The sequence below is a fragment of the Deefgea sp. CFH1-16 genome (genome assembly GCF_016881365.1).
Classification (GTDB): Bacteria; Pseudomonadota; Gammaproteobacteria; order Burkholderiales; family Chitinibacteraceae; genus Deefgea.
Genome location: NZ_WLYT01000001.1, coordinates 1813212 through 1836580, shown reverse-complemented (window position 1 = coordinate 1836580; position 23369 = coordinate 1813212). Strand labels below are relative to the sequence as shown.

General features: G+C 50.9%; 23 protein-coding genes and 2 pseudogenes. 18 read left to right on the top strand and 7 right to left on the bottom strand.

Going from position 1 to position 23369, the window contains the following annotated elements:
• Positions 1-49 precede the first annotated feature (49 nt).
• From GKO28_RS10145 to GKO28_RS10130, 4 genes are all read right to left on the bottom strand, one after another.
• Positions 50-661, bottom strand: a complete 612-nt coding sequence (locus tag GKO28_RS10145; protein ID WP_203564089.1) for an FMN-binding negative transcriptional regulator — start codon at positions 659-661, stop codon at positions 50-52.
• Positions 645-1082 carry a rhodanese-like domain-containing protein gene (locus GKO28_RS10140; protein ID WP_182076179.1) on the bottom strand — a complete coding sequence of 146 codons (438 nt, stop codon included), beginning with the start codon at positions 1080-1082 and terminating at the stop codon, positions 645-647. Before GKO28_RS10140 ends, GKO28_RS10145 begins: the two co-directional genes overlap by 17 nt.
• A gap of 51 nt (positions 1083-1133) precedes the next feature.
• On the bottom strand, positions 1134-1547 hold the full coding sequence (locus tag GKO28_RS10135; RefSeq protein WP_182076178.1) for a hypothetical protein: 414 nt from the start codon (positions 1545-1547) through the stop codon (positions 1134-1136).
• 488 nt (positions 1548-2035) lie between these two features.
• Positions 2036-2569: a GNAT family N-acetyltransferase gene (locus tag GKO28_RS10130; RefSeq protein WP_182076177.1), complete on the bottom strand. Its 534-nt coding sequence runs from the start codon at positions 2567-2569 to the stop codon at positions 2036-2038.
• Between the two features lie 88 nt (positions 2570-2657).
• Here GKO28_RS10130 and GKO28_RS10125 point away from each other — a divergent pair, with 88 nt between their 5' ends.
• The 3 genes from GKO28_RS10125 to GKO28_RS10115 are packed head-to-tail and all read left to right on the top strand — an operon-like array spanning position 2658 to position 4084.
• Positions 2658-3200 (top strand): GntR family transcriptional regulator, encoded by a 543-nt coding sequence (locus GKO28_RS10125; protein WP_203564088.1) that lies wholly within the window; start codon positions 2658-2660, stop codon positions 3198-3200.
• Positions 3115-3873: a PLP-dependent aminotransferase family protein gene (locus GKO28_RS10120; protein WP_203564087.1), complete on the top strand. Its 759-nt coding sequence runs from the start codon at positions 3115-3117 to the stop codon at positions 3871-3873. The genes GKO28_RS10125 and GKO28_RS10120 overlap by 86 nt, the downstream gene beginning before the upstream one ends.
• Positions 3839-4084 carry a hypothetical protein gene (locus tag GKO28_RS10115; protein ID WP_203564086.1) on the top strand — a complete coding sequence of 82 codons (246 nt, stop codon included), beginning with the start codon at positions 3839-3841 and terminating at the stop codon, positions 4082-4084. The genes GKO28_RS10120 and GKO28_RS10115 overlap by 35 nt, the downstream gene beginning before the upstream one ends.
• Before the next feature lie 373 nt (positions 4085-4457).
• On the opposite strand, the gene GKO28_RS10110 is transcribed toward GKO28_RS10115, so the two are convergent.
• The 3 genes and pseudogenes from GKO28_RS10110 to polA form a co-directional block, all read right to left on the bottom strand.
• The gene (locus GKO28_RS10110; protein WP_182076176.1) at positions 4458-5123 is read right to left on the bottom strand and encodes a hypothetical protein; all 666 of its coding nucleotides are present in this window, start codon (positions 5121-5123) and stop codon (positions 4458-4460) included.
• A gap of 190 nt (positions 5124-5313) precedes the next feature.
• Positions 5314-5514, bottom strand: a complete 201-nt coding sequence (locus GKO28_RS10105; protein ID WP_182076175.1) for a hypothetical protein — start codon at positions 5512-5514, stop codon at positions 5314-5316.
• A gap of 74 nt (positions 5515-5588) precedes the next feature.
• Positions 5589-8363 (bottom strand): annotated as a pseudogene (polA, locus tag GKO28_RS10100) (DNA polymerase I).
• 193 nt (positions 8364-8556) lie between these two features.
• On the opposite strand from polA, the gene GKO28_RS10095 reads away from it, so the two are divergent.
• From GKO28_RS10095 to GKO28_RS10050, 15 genes and pseudogenes are all read left to right on the top strand, one after another.
• On the top strand, positions 8557-8889 hold the full coding sequence (locus tag GKO28_RS10095) for a DUF2782 domain-containing protein (protein ID WP_182076174.1): 333 nt from the start codon (positions 8557-8559) through the stop codon (positions 8887-8889).
• A gap of 9 nt (positions 8890-8898) precedes the next feature.
• A complete protein-coding gene (locus GKO28_RS10090) occupies positions 8899-9837 on the top strand; it encodes a homoserine kinase (RefSeq protein ID WP_182076173.1) in 939 nt (312 codons plus the stop codon).
• A gap of 1 nt (position 9838) precedes the next feature.
• Positions 9839-10039 (top strand): sigma factor, encoded by a 201-nt coding sequence (locus GKO28_RS19795; protein WP_247646475.1) that lies wholly within the window; start codon positions 9839-9841, stop codon positions 10037-10039.
• Positions 10020-10397, top strand: a complete 378-nt coding sequence (locus GKO28_RS10085) for a sigma factor-like helix-turn-helix DNA-binding protein (protein WP_247646474.1) — start codon at positions 10020-10022, stop codon at positions 10395-10397. The genes GKO28_RS19795 and GKO28_RS10085 overlap by 20 nt, the downstream gene beginning before the upstream one ends.
• A gap of 24 nt (positions 10398-10421) precedes the next feature.
• Entirely contained in the window at positions 10422-10601 is a 180-nt protein-coding gene (locus GKO28_RS22800; RefSeq protein ID WP_182076172.1) for a zf-HC2 domain-containing protein, read from the top strand.
• A 36-nt stretch (positions 10602-10637) separates the two neighbouring features.
• Positions 10638-11366 carry an FAD-binding oxidoreductase gene (locus tag GKO28_RS19790; protein ID WP_247646473.1) on the top strand — a complete coding sequence of 243 codons (729 nt, stop codon included), beginning with the start codon at positions 10638-10640 and terminating at the stop codon, positions 11364-11366.
• Positions 11363-11848 carry an FAD-binding oxidoreductase gene (locus GKO28_RS19785; RefSeq protein WP_282099271.1) on the top strand — a complete coding sequence of 162 codons (486 nt, stop codon included), beginning with the start codon at positions 11363-11365 and terminating at the stop codon, positions 11846-11848. Before GKO28_RS19790 ends, GKO28_RS19785 begins: the two co-directional genes overlap by 4 nt.
• Positions 11826-11930, top strand: a pseudogene (locus GKO28_RS22235) (FAD-linked oxidase C-terminal domain-containing protein); the annotation flags it as partial. The gene GKO28_RS19785 and the pseudogene GKO28_RS22235, both read left to right, overlap by 23 nt.
• Positions 11931-12020 carry an FAD-linked oxidase C-terminal domain-containing protein gene (locus GKO28_RS21450; RefSeq protein WP_282099270.1) on the top strand — a complete coding sequence of 30 codons (90 nt, stop codon included), beginning with the start codon at positions 11931-11933 and terminating at the stop codon, positions 12018-12020. It begins immediately after the preceding pseudogene.
• Positions 12021-12267: 247 nt separating this feature from the next.
• On the top strand, positions 12268-12714 hold the full coding sequence (locus GKO28_RS19780) for a cysteine peptidase family C39 domain-containing protein (protein ID WP_247646472.1): 447 nt from the start codon (positions 12268-12270) through the stop codon (positions 12712-12714).
• Positions 12689-14455, top strand: a complete 1767-nt coding sequence (locus GKO28_RS10070; RefSeq protein WP_247646471.1) for a type I secretion system permease/ATPase — start codon at positions 12689-12691, stop codon at positions 14453-14455. Before GKO28_RS19780 ends, GKO28_RS10070 begins: the two co-directional genes overlap by 26 nt.
• Entirely contained in the window at positions 14455-15843 is a 1389-nt protein-coding gene (locus tag GKO28_RS10065) for an HlyD family type I secretion periplasmic adaptor subunit (protein ID WP_247646470.1), read from the top strand. The genes GKO28_RS10070 and GKO28_RS10065 overlap by 1 nt, the downstream gene beginning before the upstream one ends.
• Before the next feature lie 21 nt (positions 15844-15864).
• The gene (locus GKO28_RS10060) at positions 15865-16455 is read left to right on the top strand and encodes a response regulator transcription factor (protein ID WP_182076171.1); all 591 of its coding nucleotides are present in this window, start codon (positions 15865-15867) and stop codon (positions 16453-16455) included.
• An 86-nt stretch (positions 16456-16541) separates the two neighbouring features.
• Positions 16542-18476, top strand: a complete 1935-nt coding sequence (locus GKO28_RS10055; RefSeq protein ID WP_182076170.1) for a retention module-containing protein — start codon at positions 16542-16544, stop codon at positions 18474-18476.
• Entirely contained in the window at positions 18362-23347 is a 4986-nt protein-coding gene (locus GKO28_RS10050; RefSeq protein WP_182076169.1) for a Calx-beta domain-containing protein, read from the top strand. The genes GKO28_RS10055 and GKO28_RS10050 overlap by 115 nt, the downstream gene beginning before the upstream one ends.
• The last annotated feature ends 22 nt before the right edge of the window (positions 23348-23369 follow it).

The window sequence follows — 23369 nt, the reverse complement described above, 5'->3', positions numbered from 1 at the left end:
GTGCCATACGCCTTCGCCGAGAAAATTGATCCCGCATGGAGAGCCAACGTCAGCGAGCCACGGCCCAAGGCGCCGCCAATTGCGCGGCAATCCCCGCTTGATTTTCTGCGCTTTGATTTTGGCTGAGCTTAAATTTACCGCTAATTTGTTCAATCTTGATTTCAATCCCCACAATCGCCGCCAGCATTTTTTGCATAAAATCCGCCGGTGCTTCGTCCAGATGCCAAGGCCGTTCGCGCCCAGCTTCATGCTGCGCCGTCATGTGCGACACAATGGCGCGAACTTCAGCCGCATCGTCCATGGCGCGTAAAGCCCCTTTGATTTGCACCAGCGCGTAATTCCACGTTGGCACCACGCGCGGATCACTCGCTTTGCTTGGATAAAATGACGGCGACACATAACCATTCCCCGCTTGAAACAGCGCCAATATAGCTGAATCGGCCTCTTGCCATAGCGGGTTTTTTCGCGCCACATGGCCACGCAATACGCCCAATTCAGAACCATCATCCACCCAATACAGCGGAATCACATTGGCGCTCAGCCCAGCCTTGGTCGATTGCACCAAGCTCGCCAGCGGATGTGCCGCAATTAAATGTAATAAGCGCGAACGATCTGTTACTGCAAAATGTGGTGGGGTATACATATCAACACTCGCAATCAATTGTGTTAGCCATCAATACCCCAGCAGCATCGCCCGTCGCTACGGCATAACCATCTTGCTGCCAATAACGCAGACCGCCGATGAGCTCCTTGACCTGAAAACCCAGCTTGGCCAATTTATACGCGCCCCATGTCGAGCCATTGCAACCAATGCCGTCGCAATAACACACATACACCTGCTGGCGATCCCAATTGGCGGTGGATTCAGCAGTCATCGTGCGATGGGGCACACTCACAGCGCCGGGAATATGCCCCGCCTGATACGCCGCCGTTGAGCGCGTATCAATCACCACAATCCGCGCTTCTGCCGCGATTAAATCCGCCGCCAAATCCGCGGCATCAGTACGAAACTGCAATTGCGCGGCAAAAAACTGCGCTGACTCACTCGCCGTTGCTAAACCACTGGCTAACACTGCACTCATTTTTTTCTCCCCATTGATCATTAAGCACCCAATCACTCAGCAGCGCTGCCCTTAAGAAAACGCCATTACCGCCGCCAAAATCGCCAACACACTGGCGGCCAAACTGACTTTACCCAATATCGGCAAGCGTAATAACGCCGCCGGCTGCTGCGGTACTTGTCGCATCCGCCATACCCCGAGCACGGCGCAAATCACAATCACCGTGACCGCAAGCGCTTTGACCCACAACCACGGCATCTGCGCTAACTGTGTGCTGTAAGGCCGCAATAAAGCGCCGCCCGACAGCACTAATAGCAATAAACCAACATACGAGGCATAGCGCAGCGCAAACAAACGCACCATCGTTTCTCGCCTAGCCTCTGCTGGCCAACGCTGCGCCAAATGGCCAATAAAAAACAAGGCAAAGCCAGAGCCTGCCCCAATGACCAAACCCAAAAAATGCACCAACAATAAAACATCTCGCACGCTGATTTCCTTTCATCAAATCATTCGCAAGCGCCAAGGCGCACTGCGATCAAAGCAGTCAACATTCAGATTCAAGTCAAGAAACCCACACCGCTGCTGACCAAATTACCCAGGGTCTGTTGACGTTTGGTTTCCCGCCGCGCTGGAGTGCTTTTCGCGGCGAATCAAGACGTAGTAAGCGATGCATAGTCATTCTATGTGAGCTTGCTACAACACAGAGTCGCCGCGAAAAGCGCCCAGCCCGCAGGGTTTGGCGGCGGCTTTTTTAAATAAAGTCAGCCTGATGCTGCGTTACCAAGCGCTGGCGTAGAATGACTACGCTACGCGCTTCGTGCCTTGCCTCAGGCCAAAATCCGCGCAAACGCGGTTGGCAAACTAAACATCAACAGACCCTAGGCAATTTACTATAACGGCATAATGGTCTTTTGCTACAGACCAATTTCTCCAACTAGGCCAGACCAATGTCCGCATTGGCCACGTGCTGATTATTACTGCTCAGGATCTAGCATTAAACGCTGAACACCTGGCCATGCCATTCGAATAACCGGCACGAGCGAGCCATCTGGTGCGCGCCAAACATCGACGTCATGTGCGACGGCAGAACATGCTTGATAAAAGCGAATCGCATAGGTATTGATCTCTATTGTCCATAAATAAAGGCCTTGCGATGGATACACTTCATCATGCCAGAGTGCGACTGCTGCCAATAAAGCACGACCGACGCCACTGCGCCGCGAGGTGACTGCAACATGTAGATTGTCGATATACGTTCCCCATCGCGGATCTTGCCCGCCATAAGCACAAGCAAATCCGCATAGTTCACCGTCGTTTTCGGCCAACCAAATACTTTGATTATTCGCTGGCTGCTGTAAACGCATTTGCCAAAGCGCCAAGCGCTCCTGTGGAACCTGATCACGCAGATATGCGGCACTTAATGATTCGTGATACGCCTGCTGCCAGTTTTTCGCATGTAATGCCGCAATGGCCGTGGCATCTTGCATAGTTGCTTTCCGAATAATCATCACTTCAACCCCAAGCTTTTCACAAGCCTTACTGTAACGGCATAATGGCCTAATGTTGCAAACCAATTTAGCGATAGAGGCCAGACCAATGTCCGCATTGCCCACTTTATTTGCTGCCGAGTCGCAGCCTGATTTAGCACTGTATGCACAATTATCGCGAACTTTACGCAAGGCGATTTTGGCGGGGCATTTGCCATTAGGAAGCAAAGTGCCGGCCAGCCGCGTGCTGGCAGCCGATTTGGCGATTTCACGCAGCACGGTTGAGCTGGCTTTTTCGCAATTAGAGGCCGAAGGCTATCTACATCGCCAAGTGGGTGTTGGCAGTTTTGTCGCCATTGCCGCACAGCCCAAGCCAGCGCGTCCGCGCAAAACCGCCGCAGGCTTATCACAACGCGGGAAAATGATGGTTGAGGCCGGCACCTGCCGCGATGCCACTTCGCCATTCACCGCTTTTACTGCGGGCCAACCTGACCCCGCCGCGTTTCCCCGTGAGTTGTGGGGCAAAATGACCCAACAGCGCTGGAAAAAAAGACGGCGAGCGCTTGATGCGTTATGGCGATTCGCAAGGTCTGCCCGAACTACGCGAAGCCATTGCCGGCTATTTAGCGCAATCGCGTGGCGTGGTTTGTGATGCGGCGCAAATTTTAGTGCTGACCAGCTCGCAGCAAGCACTGCAACTCATTGCCCAATTACTGATTGATCCAAATGACAGCGTGTGGCTCGAAGAACCGGGCTATTTGGGCGCACGCAACGCGCTGCTCTCGGCTGGCGCAAAAATCATTCCAGCACCGGTCGATCACGATGGTCTCAACACCGAGCTTTCCAGCACCCTATCGCCACCCAAGCTAATCTACACAACGCCCTCACATCAATACCCGCTTGGGGTAACAATGAGTTTGTCCCGCCGCATGGCCTTACTCGAGCAAGCTGCCCAGCACAATGCCTGGATTATTGAAGACGATTACGACAGCGAATTTAGCTACGAGCAGCGCCCGCTCCCCGCCCTGCAAGGGCTAGATCAGCAAGGCCGCGTGATTTATATCGGCACCTTTAGCAAAGTGCTGTTTCCATCGCTACGCATTGCTTATCTCGTTTTACCGCCCGATTTAATACCGGCCTTTGTCAATGCGCGCGCCGCGTTTGACGGCCATACGCAGCAACTGGCGCAAGCTGTTACCGCCGATTTTATGCACCAAGGGCATTTCGCCAGCCATATCCGGCAAATGCGCGTGCTCTATCGTAGCCGCCGAGATTTATTTGCTCACGGCCTTGCAACCACTCTCTGCGCTGATTCAAACCGTTAATGTGAACGGCGGCTTGCAATTTGCAGTTGAAGTCGACCATCACCGTGAACCGCAATGGACCGCAGCCGGCCAAGCGCAAGGCCTCGCGCTACGGCCACTGTCGCAATTTTATTTGGGGGAAAGAAAAAAAAGCGGCTGGCTGTTGGGGTATGCATCGCTGAGTAATATTCAAATTAACTCAGCAGTCGATACCCTCAAAAAATGTCTTTGATTGAAGATTTGATTCAATATAAAGCCAGCTGCATCTTAAAAACAACGATGGCAACTCATGCTGGCGAAAAGGAAAAATCAAGTAGGGCGACAATGAGCGTAGCGAATTGCGCCAAATCACCGTGGGTGGATAACCCAAGCCAATGAGATTCAAACATTGAGCAATCGGCACCAAGATCGGTTCAATTTACGCCAAAGCCGGTGCAATTGGCTAAAGCTCATTGCCCCCTACGGTTGCATCGAATTCGATCGATTGCGGCTTACGAGTTGAATGAATCATTGCAGAAAGAAAAACCGCCATGGTTGGCGGTTTCTCGCGGTAAACGTTGGGCTTCGCAAGCGAGCCCAACCTACGGTGCTGAACGAGAGAATAGTTAATCTATTGATAACTTGTCGGAACAACCTTTCTGCTCCATCGTATTAATTCTTTTGTATGGAGTTTCTAAAATTAACAATTGTCCAATACCTAAACTTACTCCAATTGATACGCTTGGACCATTTAACTGTTTGTTCCAATCTTTGCCATTTCGGTCAATCCAATATTCTCCATATCTGTTTTTTGCTTCTTCCTTAAATTTCTCTAGTTCACTTTTGCTAATTTTTGCAGGTAGTTTTCTATTTATTCTTTGTACAGTCCATTTAATTGCCCCATCAATAGCAGTTGGTCCAAAGAAAAGGGTTATAGGTTCTCCATCACTAGCTAATAATTTTGCTTGAAAGCTAGTATTTGGGGAACATATCGTTTTTACATTATTCTTTAGTAAATTGATTATGCTTTTATCAATTACATCACCAACAAAATAAACTCTCTTTCCATCGAAATCTACCCCGAAGTCACCTACTCCTCTTCGATTTTCTGATACTTCTAATTTTAGGGCACTAGCATTTGAAAGAGGAAGTTTTGAGGCTTCCTCAAGAGTCATACCAAGGCAAGCCTTATTGACGCATAATTCACTTTGAGCTATAGCATTACTGCAAAACAAGGAAATGATTATACTTAAAAGCAGCCCTTTGATGATTTTTTTTAGAGTTCTGTTCATTGTGTATCTCAGTCAATTAGATATTTTTCTGGACTTTAATTAGTAATCTGAGCTGCAGTGCATAGAGGAAGTTCAATGTGCTTCTTCCCAATTTTCCCTAGCCCCCACTTCAGCTAATAATGGCACTTTAAGCTGAGCAACACACGCCATAATAACTGCTAATTCAGATGTTACTTTTATCAGCTCTGCCTCAGGTAATTTTAATATTAATTCGTCGTGTACCTACAACAGCAATCCTTACCAATTCGATTAAATCAGCGATGGTGTCTTGTATTGGGCCGCTAATCTCGGGGCATTTGGCATCATTGCTAGATTTAATTCCGGGTAGCCATAAACGACGACCAAATACGATTTCAACATAAGCCAGAACCGTAAGGCGTAATCGCCACATGCATTACGCCACGCGTGATTGATCGTCGCTGCATCCGGCGTCTTACCGCTGCGCGAGCAATACGCCGAGTAAAATCAATGCGCTTCTTCCCAATTATTGCCCACGCCGACTTCGGCCAATAACGGCACTTTGAGTTGCGCCACGCTGGCCATGATTTCGGGTAGTTTGCGCGTCACCAATTCCAACTCGGCTTCAGGCACTTCCAAGATCAATTCATCGTGCACCTGCAGTAATAACTTACTTTGCAATTGTTCGGCATCCAACCACTTGGCCACCGCAATCATTGCCAATTTGATTAAATCGGCGGCAGTGCCTTTGCATTGGGCCGTTAATCGCGGCGCGCTCGGCACCGGCGCGTTTAGCGCCATTGCTCGATTTAATTTCGGGCAGCCATAACCGGCGACCAAACACGGTTTCGACATAACCGTTTTCGCGCACCGATTGCCGCGTTTGCTCCATATAATCGGCCACGCTGTAAAAGCGATTGAAATAGCGCTCGATAAAGGTTTTTGCCGCTTCGCGGGTGATTTCCAATTGCTGCGCCAAACCAAACACGCCCATGCCGTAAATCAAACCAAAGTTAATCGATTTGGCATAACGGCGCTGCTCGCTGCTCACTTCGTCCAGCGCAATGCCAAATACTTCGGCGGCAGTGGCTTTGTGAATGTCTTGCCCTTGTTCAAACGCTTTGAGCATCGCGGCATCGTTAGATAAATGCGCCATAATCCGCAGCTCGATTTGCGAGTAATCGGCCGAAACAATTTTGCTACCCGCTGGCGCGATAAACGCTTCGCGGATTTTGCGGCCTTCAGCAGTTCGCACCGGGATATTTTGCAAATTCGGCTCGGACGAGCTCAAACGCCCAGTAACTGCAACGGTTTGATTAAAACTGGTATGAATCCGGCCGGTTTTTGGGTTCACCATTAACGGCAGTTTATCGGTATAGGTGGATTTTAATTTCGACAAACTACGATGTTCGAGCAGCACTTTGGGCAAGGGATAATCTTTGGCCAATTCGCTCAACACTTCTTCGTCGGTGGATGGCGCGCCTTTCGGGGTTTTTTTAATCACTGGCAATTGCAGTTTTTCAAAAAATATTTCACCCAATTGCTTGGGCGACGCCAAATTAAACGGCTGGCCTGCCAGCTCGTAAGCGTGGTTTTCTAATTCAATTAAGCGCAAGCCAATCTCGTGGCTTTGCTTTTGCAATAAAGCTGAATCGAGCAAAATGCCGTTGCGCTCCATAATGTACAGCACATCGCGCGATGGCATTTCAATGTCGCGGTAGACTTCCAGCATCCGGCCAGTTAAGCGCGGCTTAAGGGTATGCGCCAGACGCAAAGTAATATCGGCGTCTTCGGCCGCATACCGGGTGGCGGTATCAACGTCGACCTCGGCAAAGCCAATTTGCTTAGCGCCTTTGCCGCAAATATCAGCGTATTTAATCGTGGTTTCACCGAGCTCTCGTTCTGCTTGATCATCCATATTGTGCTTTTCATGGCTGGCCAATACGTAAGACATCAATAAAGTGTCATCACAAATGCCCGCCAGCTCAATGCCGTAATTGGCCAAAACATGCTGATCGTATTTCAGGTTTTGCCCGACTTTGCCGTGCTGGCTTGATTCTAACCACGGTTTTAATAAGGCCAAGGTTTCATCAAACGGCAGTTGTTCGGCATGATCTGGCCCGCAATGCGCCAATGGCAAATACGCCGCCTCGCCCTCAGTCACCGAAAACGACATCCCCACCAAGCGCGCCTGCATGGCGTCTAGGCTCGTGGTTTCGGTATCAAAAGCAGTGATTGCTGCGGCATTGATTTTGGCTAGCCAATCGCTGAGCTGCGCTGCGGTTTGAATGGTTACATAATGCCGTTCAATCGCTGGTGCCGCAGGTATTTCAACCTGCGCCTCTTCTGTTATTACTTGGGTCGCAATACCTGCGGTTTTTTCTGCGAATAAATCGTCACTGCCACTACTGACTGCAGGCGTGCGACTTTCTAATTCGCGCACCCAGCTACGAAAACCAAACTGCTTAAACAACGCCAATAAGGTAGCGCTGTCTTCATTTGTTGGCACTAAATCGGCCATGCCTTGCGGGATTTCGGCGCTTAAATCCACATCACATTTAATCGTCACCAAGGCTTTGGCCATCGGCAACCACGGCAAGGTATCACGCAGATTTTGCCCCACCACACCTTTGATTTCATCAGCGTGAGCGATGATATTGTCGAGGGTTTGATATTCAGCCAACCATTTGGCGGCGGTTTTTGGGCCGCATTTGGGCACGCCCGGCACGTTGTCCACGGTGTCGCCAATCAATGCCAAATAGTCAACGATTTGCTCGGGCCACACATTAAATTTGGCAAACACTTCATCGCGGCGTAGCACTTCGCTGGTCATGCTGTTTTCGATTCGCGCGTATTCATCCACCAATTGCGCCATGTCTTTATCGCCAGTCGACATAATGGTCGTAATGCCTTGGCGGCTGGCTTCGCGCGCTAAGGTACCGATCACATCGTCGGCTTCAACACCACTGACCATCAAAATCGGAATCCCAAACGCGGCCACGGCTTGATGAATCGGCGCGATTTGCACGCGTAGCTCATCGGGCATCGATGGGCGCTGCGCTTTATATTGATCATAAAGTGCATCGCGAAACGTCGGTCCTTTAGCATCGAACACACACGCGCGATATAATCAGCTGGGGTTTGCTGACGCAGTTTTTTCAACATATTCACAAAGCCATACAGCGCATTGCTAGGTGTACCATCGGGGGCGGTTAAATCTCGAATCGCATGGAAAGCGCGATACAAATAAGATGATCCATCGATTAAAAGCAGCGTTGCCATGCGAGAATTCTCTATACTGTTGTAAGAATGGGGATTGCAGCCCACATTATACGCCGTACTCAGGCCAAAGATTCCCAATGCGTTGCGCGCCCTTGCGCAATGCCTTTGGCGATGGATTGAAGCCGCACTGATTGATCAGCTTGGTGACAGCTCAACATCGCTCGACCTTATTTTTACTCCCAAGGAGTGCCTCATGCGTCACCTTATTTTGGGCCTTAGCTTTTGCTTGGCGCTACCGACTTTTGCCGCCACAATCGGCGACGGTGTTGCCGATACCCCGCCGGCGATGCCCGCAGAGGCCAAATCGACTAAACCGCAGCCGCAACCTGATATCCGCATTGTTGAAAAAGGCGATGCTACGCTCACTGAATACCGCATCAATGGTCGGTTATATCAAATCAAAGTCGTGCCGAAAGTTGGCCAACCGTATTTCTTAATTGACCCCAACGGCCAAGGTAATTTTGTGACGCAAGGCAATATGATTGATAATATCGCCGTCCCAAGCTGGGTTATATTGGAATTCTGAGAGCGCTCCATGTCTGTTTTTACTACCGTCGCCATCGACGAAATTACGCCATTTTTGCACCGCTATTCATTAGGCCAATTGGTCGAGCTTAAAGGCATTTCTGCCGGTGTGACCAATACCAATTATTTTGTCACAACGACGCATGGTAAATATGTACTGACTTTGTTTGAAACACTGCGCGCTGATGAACTGCCTTTTTATGTCAATTTAATGGTGCATTTGGCGCAGCACGGCATTGCTGTCGCCGCGCCGATCGCCAATTTGCAACACCAATATATTGATGAACTCAACGGCAAACCAACGCTGCTGGTACCGTGTTTGCCCGGCTCGGTCGCCGAATCGCCCACCGTAGAACAATGCGCCCAAGTGGGTGAAATGTTGGCCCAAATGCATTTGGCTGCAGCGAGCTATCCAGCCAAAATGCCCAATCCACGCGGCCCACACTGGTGGACAGCCATTGCGCCAACGCTGTATTCATTTATGGATCAAGCCGACGCCGATTTACTCGCCGCCGAAGTAGCATTACAAACACAACACCAACACGACACGCTGCCAACTGGAGTAATTCATGCGGATTTATTCCGTGATAATGCCTTAATGAATGGCGAGCACGTTGGCGGTTTTATTGATTTTTATTATGCCTGCACCGACGTTTTGCTATACGACTTGGCGATCACGCTCAATGATTGGTGCGTGCTTGAAGACGGCGAAATCGATGATGAGCGCGCACTGGCCATGCTCAATGCCTACCAAAGCGTGCGGCCACTCAACTTTGCAGAGATTCAAGCTTGGCCAACGCTATTGCGGGCTGCGGCACTGCGTTTTTGGGTGTCGCGCTTACTGGATTTTTACCAGCCAGCGGCCGGTGAAATGACATTTGCAAAAGATCCAAGCCACTTCCAGCGCGTCATCAGCCGACACGCGCAACGTCGCAATTTCTGGATTTAATATGACTATATCGGCAAACGAGTTGCAATCTCATCATTCGGCCTTATTACGCTACGCGCTGTTTCAGCTTGGTGATATGCCTTTGGCCGAAGATGTGGTGCAAGAAACTTTGCTGGCAGCGCTCGAAAAGCCCGAGTCTTTTACCGGGCAATCCAGCGTAAAAAACTTGGTTAACCGCCATTTTGAAGTACAAAATTATTGACGTACAACGTCGTCGCTACCGCGATCCGCAACTGATTTCTCCGCTGATCGACGAAGAAAACGATAGAAGCGATTTTGATTCACTGTTTGATTCGCACGGCCACTGGGGCAGCGAAGCGCCACGCAACTGGGGCCAGCCCGAAGCCAATTTAAGTGATCAGCATTTTTGGCAAACGTATCATCTGTGCGCGACCAAAATGCCCAAACGCACCGCCATGGTGTTTACCTTGCGTGAGGTAATGGAGTTAGAAATTAGCGAAATCTGTCAGCAATTGGAGATCACCGCGACTAATTGCTCGGTGATGCTGTATCGCGCTCGTATGAGCTTACGGCTGTGTTTAGAACAAAAACTGGTTTGACGCAAAAATATCGGGGACCACATCATGATGAAATGCCGCGATATTGCTTTTTTACTCTCTGAATCGCAAGATCGATCTCTATCTTTAAGCGAAGGCCTCCAGCTGCGCCTGCATTTATTCATGTGTAAAAAATGCACTCATTTTTCACACCAACTCAAGGTAATACGCCTCGCGAGCCAAGCTCAAAAAGACGATCGCACATAACTCATGCCCAGTAATTTTTTGACACAACTTCAGTCAATGACTGAATCTCACGGCCTATTGTTCGGCGAAAACACTGCGCCCTATTGTCTCGATCAACGCCGTCGCTACCAAGGCCAAGCACTGGCCGTCGCCCGCCCGAAATCAACGGAACAACTGGTGGAACTGGTCAAACTTTGCGCACAGCACCACATCGCGATGGTGCCACAAGGCGGCAATACCAGTTTATGTGGTGCCGCTACGCCAGACAGCAGCGGCCATAGCCTGATTATCGCTTTTGAACGGATGAATCAATTCATCGAAGTCGACGCCGACAACAACACCATTACCGTGGATGCCGGCGTCACGCTACAACAAGTACAAACCGCCGCTTTAGCCGCCAATCGCTTATTTCCAGCCAATTGGGGGGCCGCAGCCAGTTGCCAAATTGGCGGTGCGCTGGCCACCAATGCCGGTGGCGTCAATGTTCTGCGCTACGGCAATATGCGCGAACTCACCCTCGGGCTAGAAGTCGTCCTAGCTGATGGCACGATTTGGCATGGCTTACGCGGTTTACGCAAAGACAATACGGGCTATGATCTCAAGCAATTATTTGTTGGCGCGGAAGGCACCTTAGGTTTAATTAGCCGTGCGGTATTGCGGCTATATCCGCTACCTACGGCGCACGCTACCGCCTTAATCGACGTCGATTCACCAGCGGTTGCCGTTGAATTACTGCGCGATCTACAAGCCCTAAAGTCGGCGATCGAGTCACCTCATTTGAGTTGATTTCGCGCCCCTGCCTAGATTTACTACAGCGGCATTTTCCACAGCTGCAACAACCCTTTAGTTCATCACCAGCTTGGTGTGTCTTACTTGAGCTGTCTGATGGCGGCAATAGCGAGCAATTAATTTCGCAATTAGCCGAGATTTTATTTGCTTCGGGCTTTAGCAATGCCTATGTGGCACAAAATCAGCGGCAAGCTCAAGATTTTTGGCGTTTACGTGAACGCATTCCCGAAGCGCAGCGCATTGAAGGCGTGAGTATTAAACACGATATCAGCATTCCTGTTGGCGACATCCCGCGTTTTTTAACTGAATGCCAAAATGAATTAATTCAGCAATATCCCGATGCCAATATCGTGGCTTTTGGTCATTTAGGTGATGGCAATTTGCATTACAACTTGTTTTTAAATGAAAAAACCGCGTTGATTTATCAATTTGAGCTAGCCATCAACACCATCGTTTATCGTTTTAGTCGCTCAATATAATGGCAGCATTAGTGCTGAGCATGGGATTGGGCAATTAAAGAAACAATCTCTGAGTCAATATCGAACGACAACCGAACTTTTAATGATGCGAAGTATCAAACAAGCACTCGATCCGCAACAACTAATGAACCCAGGCAAAGTTTTACTGGATTTAAGTCATCCAATTGATTGATTGGCGAGTCAATTCATAAGTCATTAATTAACCAGATGATTTCATAAAAAATTTCCCTCGCTAGAAGCAAAAATCGTAAGCAACACGAGAAGGTAAAAGCGATAAGTAAGAAAATTTTTGCTTTACGCCATAGCACATCGTAATAAAAACACTATTTTTAGATTATTATATCTATTTGCCATACCTGCGCTTGCTGTATGCTTGCACACCAAGAAACAACACAATACCCATTATAAAATGAGTCGCTATGGATAGTTCTACAAGCAGCTCTGCCAAACACGCATTCGATTGGCATTTTAGCGAAAATCAAGCACATTTCGATCCCCTACTCGATTGCTTAGTCGAGCTCACGCGAATTCATGGTTCACCTTGGACGCATGAAGCTCTGGCTGCCGGCTTGCCTTTAGTTGAAAACCGGCTCACGCCGTCTTTATTGCCACGCGCCGCCAAACGCGCGGGCCTATCAGCACGCGTATTGCGCCGCAACCTCAATGAAATCCCCGATCGCTTACTGCCGGCCGTTTTATTGCTCAATGATCAGCGCGCTTGTTTATTACTTGAACGCCAAGCCGATGGTCAATATAAAGTGCGCTTTCCCGAAGGCGCAGAATCGGTTGAAATCTTAAGCGAAGCCGAATTAGCTGAGCTGTACAGCGGCATTGTGCTGATTGTTCGCCCGCGTTTTTCGCTTTGATTTACGCACCCCAGAAATGGGAAAAATTCGTGAACGGCATTGGTTTTGGGGAGTCGTGTTTGATAATTGGCGAATTTACCGTGATGCCTTAATTGCGGCATTGCTGATTAATATTTTTGCCTTAGCCATGCCCTTGTATTCCATGAATGTTTACGATCGGGTAGTGCCCAACCATGCGATGGAAACACTATGGGTGCTCGCGCTGGGCGCGATCCTCGTCTTGGGTTTTGATTTCGTCCTGCGAACTGCACGCGGCTATATTTTAGATGTCGCCTCAAAACGCATCGACGTGACTTTATCGGCGTTGATTATGGAGCGCGTTTTAGGTATTCAAATGAGCTCGCGCCCCGCTTCTGTGGGCTCGTTCACTGCCAATTTGCGGGCGTTTGAGTCGGTTCGCGATTTTATTGCTTCGGCTTCGATTACCACCTTGGTTGATTTACCGTTTGTATTGATTTTCTTTTTGGTTTTAGTTTGGATTTCACCATGGCTGGTTTTACCCCCCTTGGTTGGCGCGATTTTAATTATTGCTTTTGCTTGGCTGGCTCAAGCCAAAATGAATCAACTGGTTGAGCTCACTCAACGCGCATCTGCACAACGCAATGCCACCTTGGTCGAAAGCATGGTTGGACTTGAAACCATCAAAATCATGGGGGCCGAAAGCGAAATGCAACGTCGCTGGGAGCGTGCCACGCAATTTTTAGCGCAAATTGGCGGTCGTTTAAAACTCATGTCGACCACCACGGTCAATTTCGCACAAGCGGTTACGCAATTGGTGTCCGTCGTGATTGTGATTGTTGGCGTGTATTTACTGATTGAAGGCCAGCTCTCAATGGGGGGCATTATTGCCGCATCGATGCTAGCTGGCCGCGCGATGGCGCCACTCGGGCAAGTAGCGGGTTTATTGATGCAATATCAAAACGCCAAAACATCGCTTGGCGCTGTTGAGTCGCATATGCAAATGCCGATTGAGCGACCTGCCGACAGTAACTTTTTGCATCGAGAATCCTTCCGTGGCGAGATTGAGTTTCGCAATGTGACGTTCAAATATCCGAACAATGACGATATCGCCTTAAAAAACGTCAGTTTTAAAATGAATGCCGGAGAAAAAATCGCCATTATTGGTCGAATTGGCTCGGGTAAATCAACCATTGAAAAACTAATTTTAGGGCTGTATCAGCCTACAGAGGGTGCGGTACTTATTGATGGGATCGATACCCGCCAAATTGACCCGGCAGAGTTACGCCGTGCTATCGGCTATGTGCCGCAAGATCCTTTACTATTTTTTGGCTCATTGCGCCAAAATATCGCCATGGGTGCCCCTTACACCGAAGATGGCCACATTATTGCCGCTGCCGATTTAGCAGGGATTGCCGAGTTTGTTAACGCCCATCCGCGTGGCTTTGAAATGCCAATTAGTGAGCGCGGCGAATCGCTTTCTGGCGGCCAACGTCAAGCGATTTCAATCGCCCGTGCGGCGCTCAATGACCCGCCGATTTTTATGCTCGACGAGCCCAGCAGCGCGATGGATCACCAAAGTGAAGAGCGTCTAAAGGGCCGCTTGCGTACTTATCTCGCCGGTAAAACGATGATTTTAGTCACCCACCGCACCTCATTACTGGAGTTAGTTGATCGACTGATCGTGATCGACCAAGGACAAATCATGGCCGATGGGCCTAAAGCCCAAGTCGTTGAAGCCTTGCAACAAGGTCGAATTGGCAAAGCAGGGAGCAGTACATAATGCAGCGACTACTGCAAAGCCTCAAATCCATATGGGCGCGCGTGCAACATTGGAGTGACGTCACGTTTGATCGCTATTTATTTAGTACCGATAAAAGCGACTTAATCGACGACAGAGATTTCATCGCTGATGCGGACAATGTCATTATGGAGCAAAGCCCACGCGGCGCTCGCGTTCTGATTCGTACTGCTGCGCTGGCCGTCGCAGTACTCTTACTCTGGGCCGGTTGCGCCAAAATCGATGAAGTCACCAAGGGCGATGGCCGTGTCATTCCATCGAGTGAATTGCAAGTGATTCAAAGTTTGGACGGCGGGATCGTCAAACAAATTTTGGTACATGAAGGCCAAGCGGTAAAAAAAGGCGATTTGCTGATCAAAATTGACTCAACCCGTTTTGCCTCGTCGCTCAATGAAGGTCGTGCGCAATATTTGTCACTCAAAGCCAAAGCCGCCCGCCTTGACGCTATTGCCAATGGCAAAGCACTCCTTATTCCTGAGGAGGTTGAAAAAGAAGCGCCCGATCTGGCCGCACAAGAAAAGCTACTCTATCAATCCAAAATGGCCGAGCTCGATGCCAGTATGGGCATTGCTAAACAGCAACTGAATCAAAGAACGCAAGAGCTCAATGAGGTGCGCACCAAACGTGAGCAAGCGATTCAAGGCTACGATCTGACCAAGCGAGAGCTCGATGCCACTCGACCATTATTAAAAAGTGGTGCCGTCTCGGATGTTGAAATTTTACGCTTAGAACGAGATGTATCTCGCTACAAGGGCGAAATGGACGGGGCTTCAGCGCAGATACCCCGTATTCAGTCCTCTATCGCCGAAGCCAGTCGAAAATCGCAAGAAGTCGATTTGATGTTTCGCAACCAAGCACGTACCGAGCTGGCCGACACTTCGGGCAAACTGAGCAGCATCAGCCAAGGCAATTTAGGCCTAGCCGACCGTGTTAAACAATCGGATATTCGCTCCCCGATGGATGGCACAGTGAAACAACTCTTTGCCAATACCGTAGGCGGTGTTGTTCAGCCCGGTAAAGACATTATTGAAATCGTACCAGCAGGCGAAAGCTTACTTTTAGAAGCTAAAGTCTTACCCAAAGACATTGCTTTTTTACGCTCCGCACAACCGGCTTTAGTTAAATTCTCAGCGTATGACTTTTCGGTCTATGGTGGATTAGATGCTGAAGTTGTCAATATCAGTGCTGATACTGTCAAAGACGAGAAAGGCAATGCGTTTTATTTGGTTCGAGTCAAAACCAAAAATAGCTTTTTAGAAAAAGACGGTAAACGTTTACCAATTATTCCAGGGATGATGGCTGAAGTGGATATTTTGACCGGTAAAAAAAACGATTCTTTCTTATTTAATCAAGCCAGTACTACGGGCTAAATCTTCTGCATTGACCGAACGATGACCCCTGCCATTTATTTTTATACTCAAGACAGTGGCCTATTACGGCATTGGCAAGCCAGCTTTGATGGCGTTGAATTGCCACAGCAAGAATGGGCACATGCTGCAGGTAGTATTGCGGTCATCGACAGCCAATACCCCATGCTGCCCGCATGGAACGAACCGATTTGGCAACAACGGATGCAGCATCAGTACGTCATCGTCGTCAATACCTGCCCGAACGATGAAGAAGGTTATGCAGTGCTTTTGGCGGGTGCTGCGGCGTATTGCCATGCCGCTGCACCGAAAGAATTATTACAACAAGTCATTAGCGCGGTTGTTTCTGGCGAAATCTGGGCCGGTCGCAGTTTGGTGTTGCGCTTACTAAATGCAGTCAATCGACTTCCGGCAAAACCCGACCCACTCTTAGTGCTGTCTGATCGTGAACGAGAAGTCGCGCATGCTGCTGCCCGGGGTCAAAGCAATAAAGAAATCGCCCGCGCGCTCAATATCACCGAACGCACGGTTAAAGCGCATTTGAGTGCTTGTTTCGAAAAGCTGAGCGTCAATGACCGAGTTCAACTGACACTCAGAGTCAACGGTATCAATTAATCACGCAAGTTGTACTTCAGTACAATCGCATTTGTCATAAGCTGTGCGTAGACTTCAAAATAGAACAATCTATTTGGAGTCTGATCATGGCCGAGCAAATCATTGCCGCAAACAGTGGCGCAAAACAACAAATCGTCGTCGTTCAAGGCGAAGCATTTATTAAAGATGCTCGCGGTCAGCTGCAAGCGATTAAAGCCGGCGATGTATTGCTTGAAGGCCAAGTCATCGTCACCGATGCCCAAGGCCACCTCACCATACTGCTCCCAAATGGACAAATCATCGAGCTGGGCGCGGATCGATCTTTATTGATCGACGGTGACCTACTCGGTACGGCCCCCACCGACAGCACAGAAGCCGCAGTCGCCAAAACCAATGACAGCGCCGACCAAATCATCAATGCCCTCAATGAAGGGAAAGATCTCTCTACCGATTTAGAAGCGACCGCCGCGGGTCTCAGTGCCGGTGCCGGAGGTGGTGAAGGCAGTGGTTTTGTGCGTTTAATGCGCATCGCCGAAGGCGTTGACCCACTCAGCTTTAATTTTGCAACCGCGCTCGACACCTTCGAGCCACCGCCTACAGCCAACTTTGCCGATGCCATTGCTGCCGAAATTATTGCCGACAACAAAAATCCAGAATTTGTAGATACTAATAACATCCCGCTTGGCACCGACCAAACCACCACCACACCAGAAGACACACCTGTTAGCGGCCAACTCGTTGCCAAAGACGACAATGGCGATGTACTCATCTTTAGCAAAACCAGCGACCCAAGCCATGGTACCGTCGTGGTCAATGCCAATGGCGCGTACACCTACATCCCCAACAAAGATTACACCGGTCCAGATAGCTTCCAAGTTCAAGTCAGCGATGATGGCAAAGGCGGCACCGATACCCTTACAGTGAATGTGGGTGTGACACCGGTCAATGACGCGCCAGTTGCTTCAAACGATAGCGCTAGCACCGTCATCAACACGCCAATTCTGAATATCAACGTATTAGCCAACGACAAAGATATTGATGGTGACACGCTAACGATTACCAGCGCACAAGCTCAAGACCCAAGCAAAGGCACAGTGAGCATCAACCCAGATGGCACAATCAACTTCATTCCTGCCAACAATGTCCTTGGGCCTGTCGTCATTAACTACAGCATTAGTGACGGTAAAGGCGGCACTGACACCGCGCAACTGACCATCAATGTTGGTGACGTAAGCACCCCGCCAATTCAAAAAATTGAAGTCGGTCAACCCGGTCTTCAAGATGACAGCGTGATTGAAGGCAATCAACTGGTTTTCAACGTAACACTTAGCGCAGCCAGCCCTAAAGCAGAAAGCTATAGCTTCAATCTTGGAAACGGCACGGCCAGTACGATCGATTACGGTACAGCCAGCTTTAGCAATGGTGTCACTTACGATGCCAGCACTGGAAAAATAACTGTACCCGCAGGCGTCAATAGCTTTAGCGTCACACTACCCACCGTGGATGACAATCTTGTTGAAGGCAGCGAAACCGTTCTGCTGAATATTGGTGGCCAAACGGCTACCGGCACGATTCTCGACAACGACAGCAGCACGCTGAGCGTCACGCCAGCCCTCGACAATGTCAGCGTGTCTGAAGGCAGCGCTGCGGACTTCACCGTTAAATTGAGCAATCCATCGGCCACTGATACCCAAGTGACGTTGAATCTCATCACCACCGGCACCAATGGCAATGCATCCGCCGCTGACGTCGCCGGTTTGCAATACAAAGACAGCAATGGCAGCTGGGTCAATGTCCCAGCTAACGGCCAAGTCACGATTGCGGCCGGTCAAACCGAAGTCATCGTCCGTGTACCGACTGTGCAAGATGGGGTGTATGAAGGTAAAGAGAACTTTTCACCCTCAACGCCACCGTCAACGGCAACACCGTGTCGGGTCAAGGTAGCATCATTGATGATGGCACCGGCACCATTCCGCCAGAACAACCGGGTACGCCAGATAACGATCAACCTAAAGTCGCCAGCGTCAGCAGCCCAAGTGTGACTGAAGGCGGTAACTTGGTGTTCGACGTCCAACTCGACCACAGCAGCACCACCGCGACGAAGGTCAATCTGAATCTCGCCAACGGCAGCGGTATTGTCGGTACCGACACCAGCAGCTTTAAAGTGAGTTTTGATAATGGGGTGACGTATGTTGATGTCACCGGCGGACAGGTTAGCGTGCCAGCCGGTACCACCAGCATCAAAGTGCAAGTGGCCACCGTCAACGACAACATCGTGGAAGGCAATGAAACCATTACGCTGACCGCGAAGAGCGAATTCGAACCCGCCGCTGGCGCAGGCCAAACCGGTACCGGCACGATTCTCGACAACGACAGCAGCACGCTGAGCGTCACGCCGGCGCTGAACAATGTCAGCGTGTCTGAAGGCAGCGCTGCGGACTTCACCGTTAAATTGAGCAATCCATCGGCCACCGACACCCAAGTGACGTTGAAACTCATCACCGATGGCGCAACCGGCAATGCATCCGCCGCTGACGTCGCCGGTTTGCAATACAAAGACAGCACTGGCAACTGGGTCAATGTCCCAGCCAATGGCCAAGTGACGATTGCTGCGGGTCAAACCGAAGTCATCGTCCGTGTACCGACCGTGCAAGATGGGGTGTATGAAGGCAAAGAGAACTTCACCCTCGACGCCACTGTCAACGGCAACACCGTGTCGGGTCAAGGTAGCATCATTGATGATGGCACCGGCACCATTCCGCCAGAACAACCGGGTACGCCAGATAACGATCAACCTAAAGTCGCCAGCGTCAGCAGCCCAAGTGTGACTGAGGGTGGCAATCTGGTGTTCGACGTCCAACTCGACCACAGCAGCACCACCGCGACGACCGTGAATCTAAATCTCGCGAACGGCAGCGGCATCGTCGGCACCGATACCAACAGCTTTAAAGTGAGTTTTGATAATGGGGTGACGTATGTCAATGTCACCGGCGGACAGGTTAGCGTGCCAGCCGGTACCACCAGCATCAAAGTGCAAGTGGCCACCGTCAACGACAACATCGTGGAAGGCAATGAAACCATTACGCTGACGGCGAAGAGCGAATTCGAACCCGCCGCTGGCGCAGGCCAAACCGGTACCGGCACGATTCTCGACAACGACAGCAGCACGCTGAGCGTCACGCCAGCCCTCGACAATGTCAGCGTGTCTGAAGGCAGCGCTGCGGACTTCACCGTTAAATTGAGCAATCCATCGGCCACTGATACCCAAGTGACGTTGAATCTCATCACCACCGGCACCAATGGCAATGCATCGGCCACTGACGTCGCCGGTTTGCAATACAAAGACAGCAATGGCAGCTGGGTCAATGTCCCAGCCAACGGCCAAGTCACGATTGCGGCCGGTCAAACCGAAGTCATCGTCCGTGTACCGACCGTGCAAGATGGGGTGTATGAAGGTAAAGAGAACTTCACCCTCAACGCCACCGTCAACGGCAACACTGTGTCGGGTCAAGGTAGCATCATTGATGATGGCACCGGCACCATTCCGCCAGAACAACCCGGTACGCCAGATAACGATCAACCTAAAGTCGCCAGCGTCAGCAGCCCAAGTGTGACTGAGGGTGGCAATCTGGTGTTCGACGTCCAACTCGACCACAGCAGCACCACCGCGACGACCGTGAATCTAAATCTCGCGAACGGCAGCGGCATCGTCGGCACCGATACCAACAGCTTTAAAGTGAGTTTTGATAATGGGGTGACGTATGTTGATGTCACCGGCGGACAGGTTAGCGTGCCAGCCGGTACCACCAGCATCAAAGTGCAAGTGGCCACCGTCAACGACAACATCGTGGAAGGCAATGAAACCATTACGCTGACGGCGAAGAGCGAATTCGAACCCGCCGCTGGCGCAGGCCAAACCGGTACCGGCACGATTCTCGACAACGACAGCAGCACGCTGAGCGTCACGCCGGCGCTGAACAATGTCAGCGTGTCTGAAGGCAGCGCTGCGGACTTCACCGTTAAATTGAGCAATCCATCGGCCACCGACACCCAAGTGACGTTGAAACTCATCACCGATGGCGCAACCGGCAATGCATCGGCCACTGACGTCGCCGGTTTGCAATACAAAGACAGCAATGGCAGCTGGGTCAATGTCCCAGCTAACGGCCAAGTCACGATTGCGGCCGGTCAAACCGAAGTCATCGTCCGTGTACCGACTGTGCAAGATGGGGTGTATGAAGGTAAAGAGAACTTCACCCTCAACGCCACCGTCAACGGCAACACCGTGTCGGGTCAAGGTAGCATCATTGATGATGGCACCGGCACCATTCCGCCAGAACAACCGGGTACGCCAGATAACGATCAACCTAAAGTCGCCAGCGTCAGCAGCCCAAGTGTGACTGAAGGCGGTAACTTGGTGTTCGACGTCCAACTCGACCACAGCAGCACCACCGCGACGAAGGTCAATCTGAATCTCGCCAACGGCAGCGGTATTGTCGGTACCGACACCAGCAGCTTTAAAGTGAGTTTTGATAATGGGGTGACGTATGTTGATGTCACCGGCGGACAGGTTAGCGTGCCAGCCGGTACCACCAGCATCAAAGTGCAAGTGGCCACCGTCAACGACAACATCGTGGAAGGCAATGAAACCATTACGCTGACCGCGAAGAGCGAATTCGAACCCGCCGCTGGCGCAGGCCAAACCGGTACCGGCACGATTCTCGACAACGACAGCAGCACGCTGAGCGTCACGCCGGCGCTGAACAATGTCAGCGTGTCTGAAGGCAGCGCTGCGGACTTCACCGTTAAATTGAGCAATCCATCGGCCACCGACACCCAAGTGACGTTGAAACTCATCACCGATGGCGCAACCGGCAATGCATCCGCCGCTGACGTCGCCGGTTTGCAATACAAAGACAGCACTGGCAACTGGGTCAATGTCCCAGCCAATGGCCAAGTGACGATTGCTGCGGGTCAAACCGAAGTCATCGTCCGTGTACCGACCGTGCAAGATGGGGTGTATGAAGGTAAAGAGAACTTCACCCTCAACGCCACCGTCAACGGCAACACTGTGTCGGGTCAAGGTAGCATCATTGATGATGGCACCGGCACCATTCCGCCAGAACAACCCGGTACGCCAGATAACGATCAACCTAAAGTCGCCAGCGTCAGCAGCCCAAGTGTGACTGAGGGTGGCAATCTGGTGTTCGACGTCCAACTCGACCACAGCAGCACCACCGCGACGACCGTGAATCTAAATCTCGCGAACGGCAGCGGCATCGTCGGCACCGATACCAACAGCTTTAAAGTGAGTTTTGATAATGGGGTGACGTATGTCAATGTCACCGGCGGACAGGTTAGCGTGCCAGCCGGTACCACCAGCATCAAAGTGCAAGTGGCCACCGTCAACGACAACATCGTGGAAGGCAATGAAACCATTACGCTGACGGCGAAGAGCGAATTCGAACCCGCCGCTGGCGCAGGCCAAACCGGTACCGGCACGATTCTCGACAACGACAGCAGCACGCTGAGCGTCACGCCAGCCCTCGACAATGTCAGCGTGTCTGAAGGCAGCGCTGCGGACTTCACCGTTAAATTGAGCAATCCATCGGCCACTGATACCCAAGTGACGTTGAATCTCATCACCACCGGCACCAATGGCAATGCATCGGCCACTGACGTCGCCGGTTTGCAATACAAAGACAGCAATGGCAGCTGGGTCAATGTCCCAGCCAACGGCCAAGTCACGATTGCGGCCGGTCAAACCGAAGTCATCGTCCGTGTACCGACCGTGCAAGATGGGGTGTATGAAGGTAAAGAGAACTTCACCCTCAACGCCACCGTCAACGGCAACACTGTGTCGGGTCAAGGTAGCATCATTGATGATGGCACCGGCACCATTCCGCCAGAACAACCCGGTACGCCAGATAACGATCAACCTAAAGTCGCCAGCGTCAGCAGCCCAAGTGTGACTGAGGGTGGCAATCTGGTGTTCGACGTCCAACTCGACCACAGCAGCACCACCGCGACGACCGTGAATCTAAATCTCGCGAACGGCAGCGGCATCGTCGGCACCGATACCAACAGCTTTAAAGTGAGTTTTGATAATGGGGTGACGTATGTCAATGTCACCGGCGGACAGGTTAGCGTGCCAGCCGGTACCACCAGCATCAAAGTGCAAGTGGCCACCGTCAACGACAACATCGTGGAAGGCAATGAAACCATTACGCTGACGGCGAAGAGCGAATTCGAACCCGCCGCTGGCGCAGGCCAAACCGGTACCGGCACGATTCTCGACAACGACAGCAGCACGCTGAGCGTCACGCCGGCGCTGAACAATGTCAGCGTGTCTGAAGGCAGCGCTGCGGACTTCACCGTTAAATTGAGCAATCCATCGGCCACCGACACCCAAGTGACGTTGAAACTCATCACCGATGGCGCAACCGGCAATGCATCCGCCGCTGACGTCGCCGGTTTGCAATACAAAGACAGCACTGGCAACTGGGTCAATGTCCCAGCCAATGGCCAAGTGACGATTGCTGCGGGTCAAACCGAAGTCATCGTCCGTGTACCGACCGTGCAAGATGGGGTGTATGAAGGCAAAGAGAACTTCACCCTCGACGCCACTGTCAACGGCAACACCGTGTCGGGTCAAGGTAGCATCATTGATGATGGCACCGGCACCATTCCGCCAGAACAACCGGGTACGCCAGATAACGATCAACCTAAAGTCGCCAGCGTCAGCAGCCCAAGTGTGACTGAAGGCGGTAACTTGGTGTTCGACGTCCAACTCGACCACAGCAGCACCACCGCGACGAAGGTCAATCTGAATCTCGCCAACGGCAGCGGTATTGTCGGTACCGACACCAGCAGCTTTAAAGTGAGTTTTGATAATGGGGTGACGGTATGTTGATGTCACCGGCGGACAGGTTAGC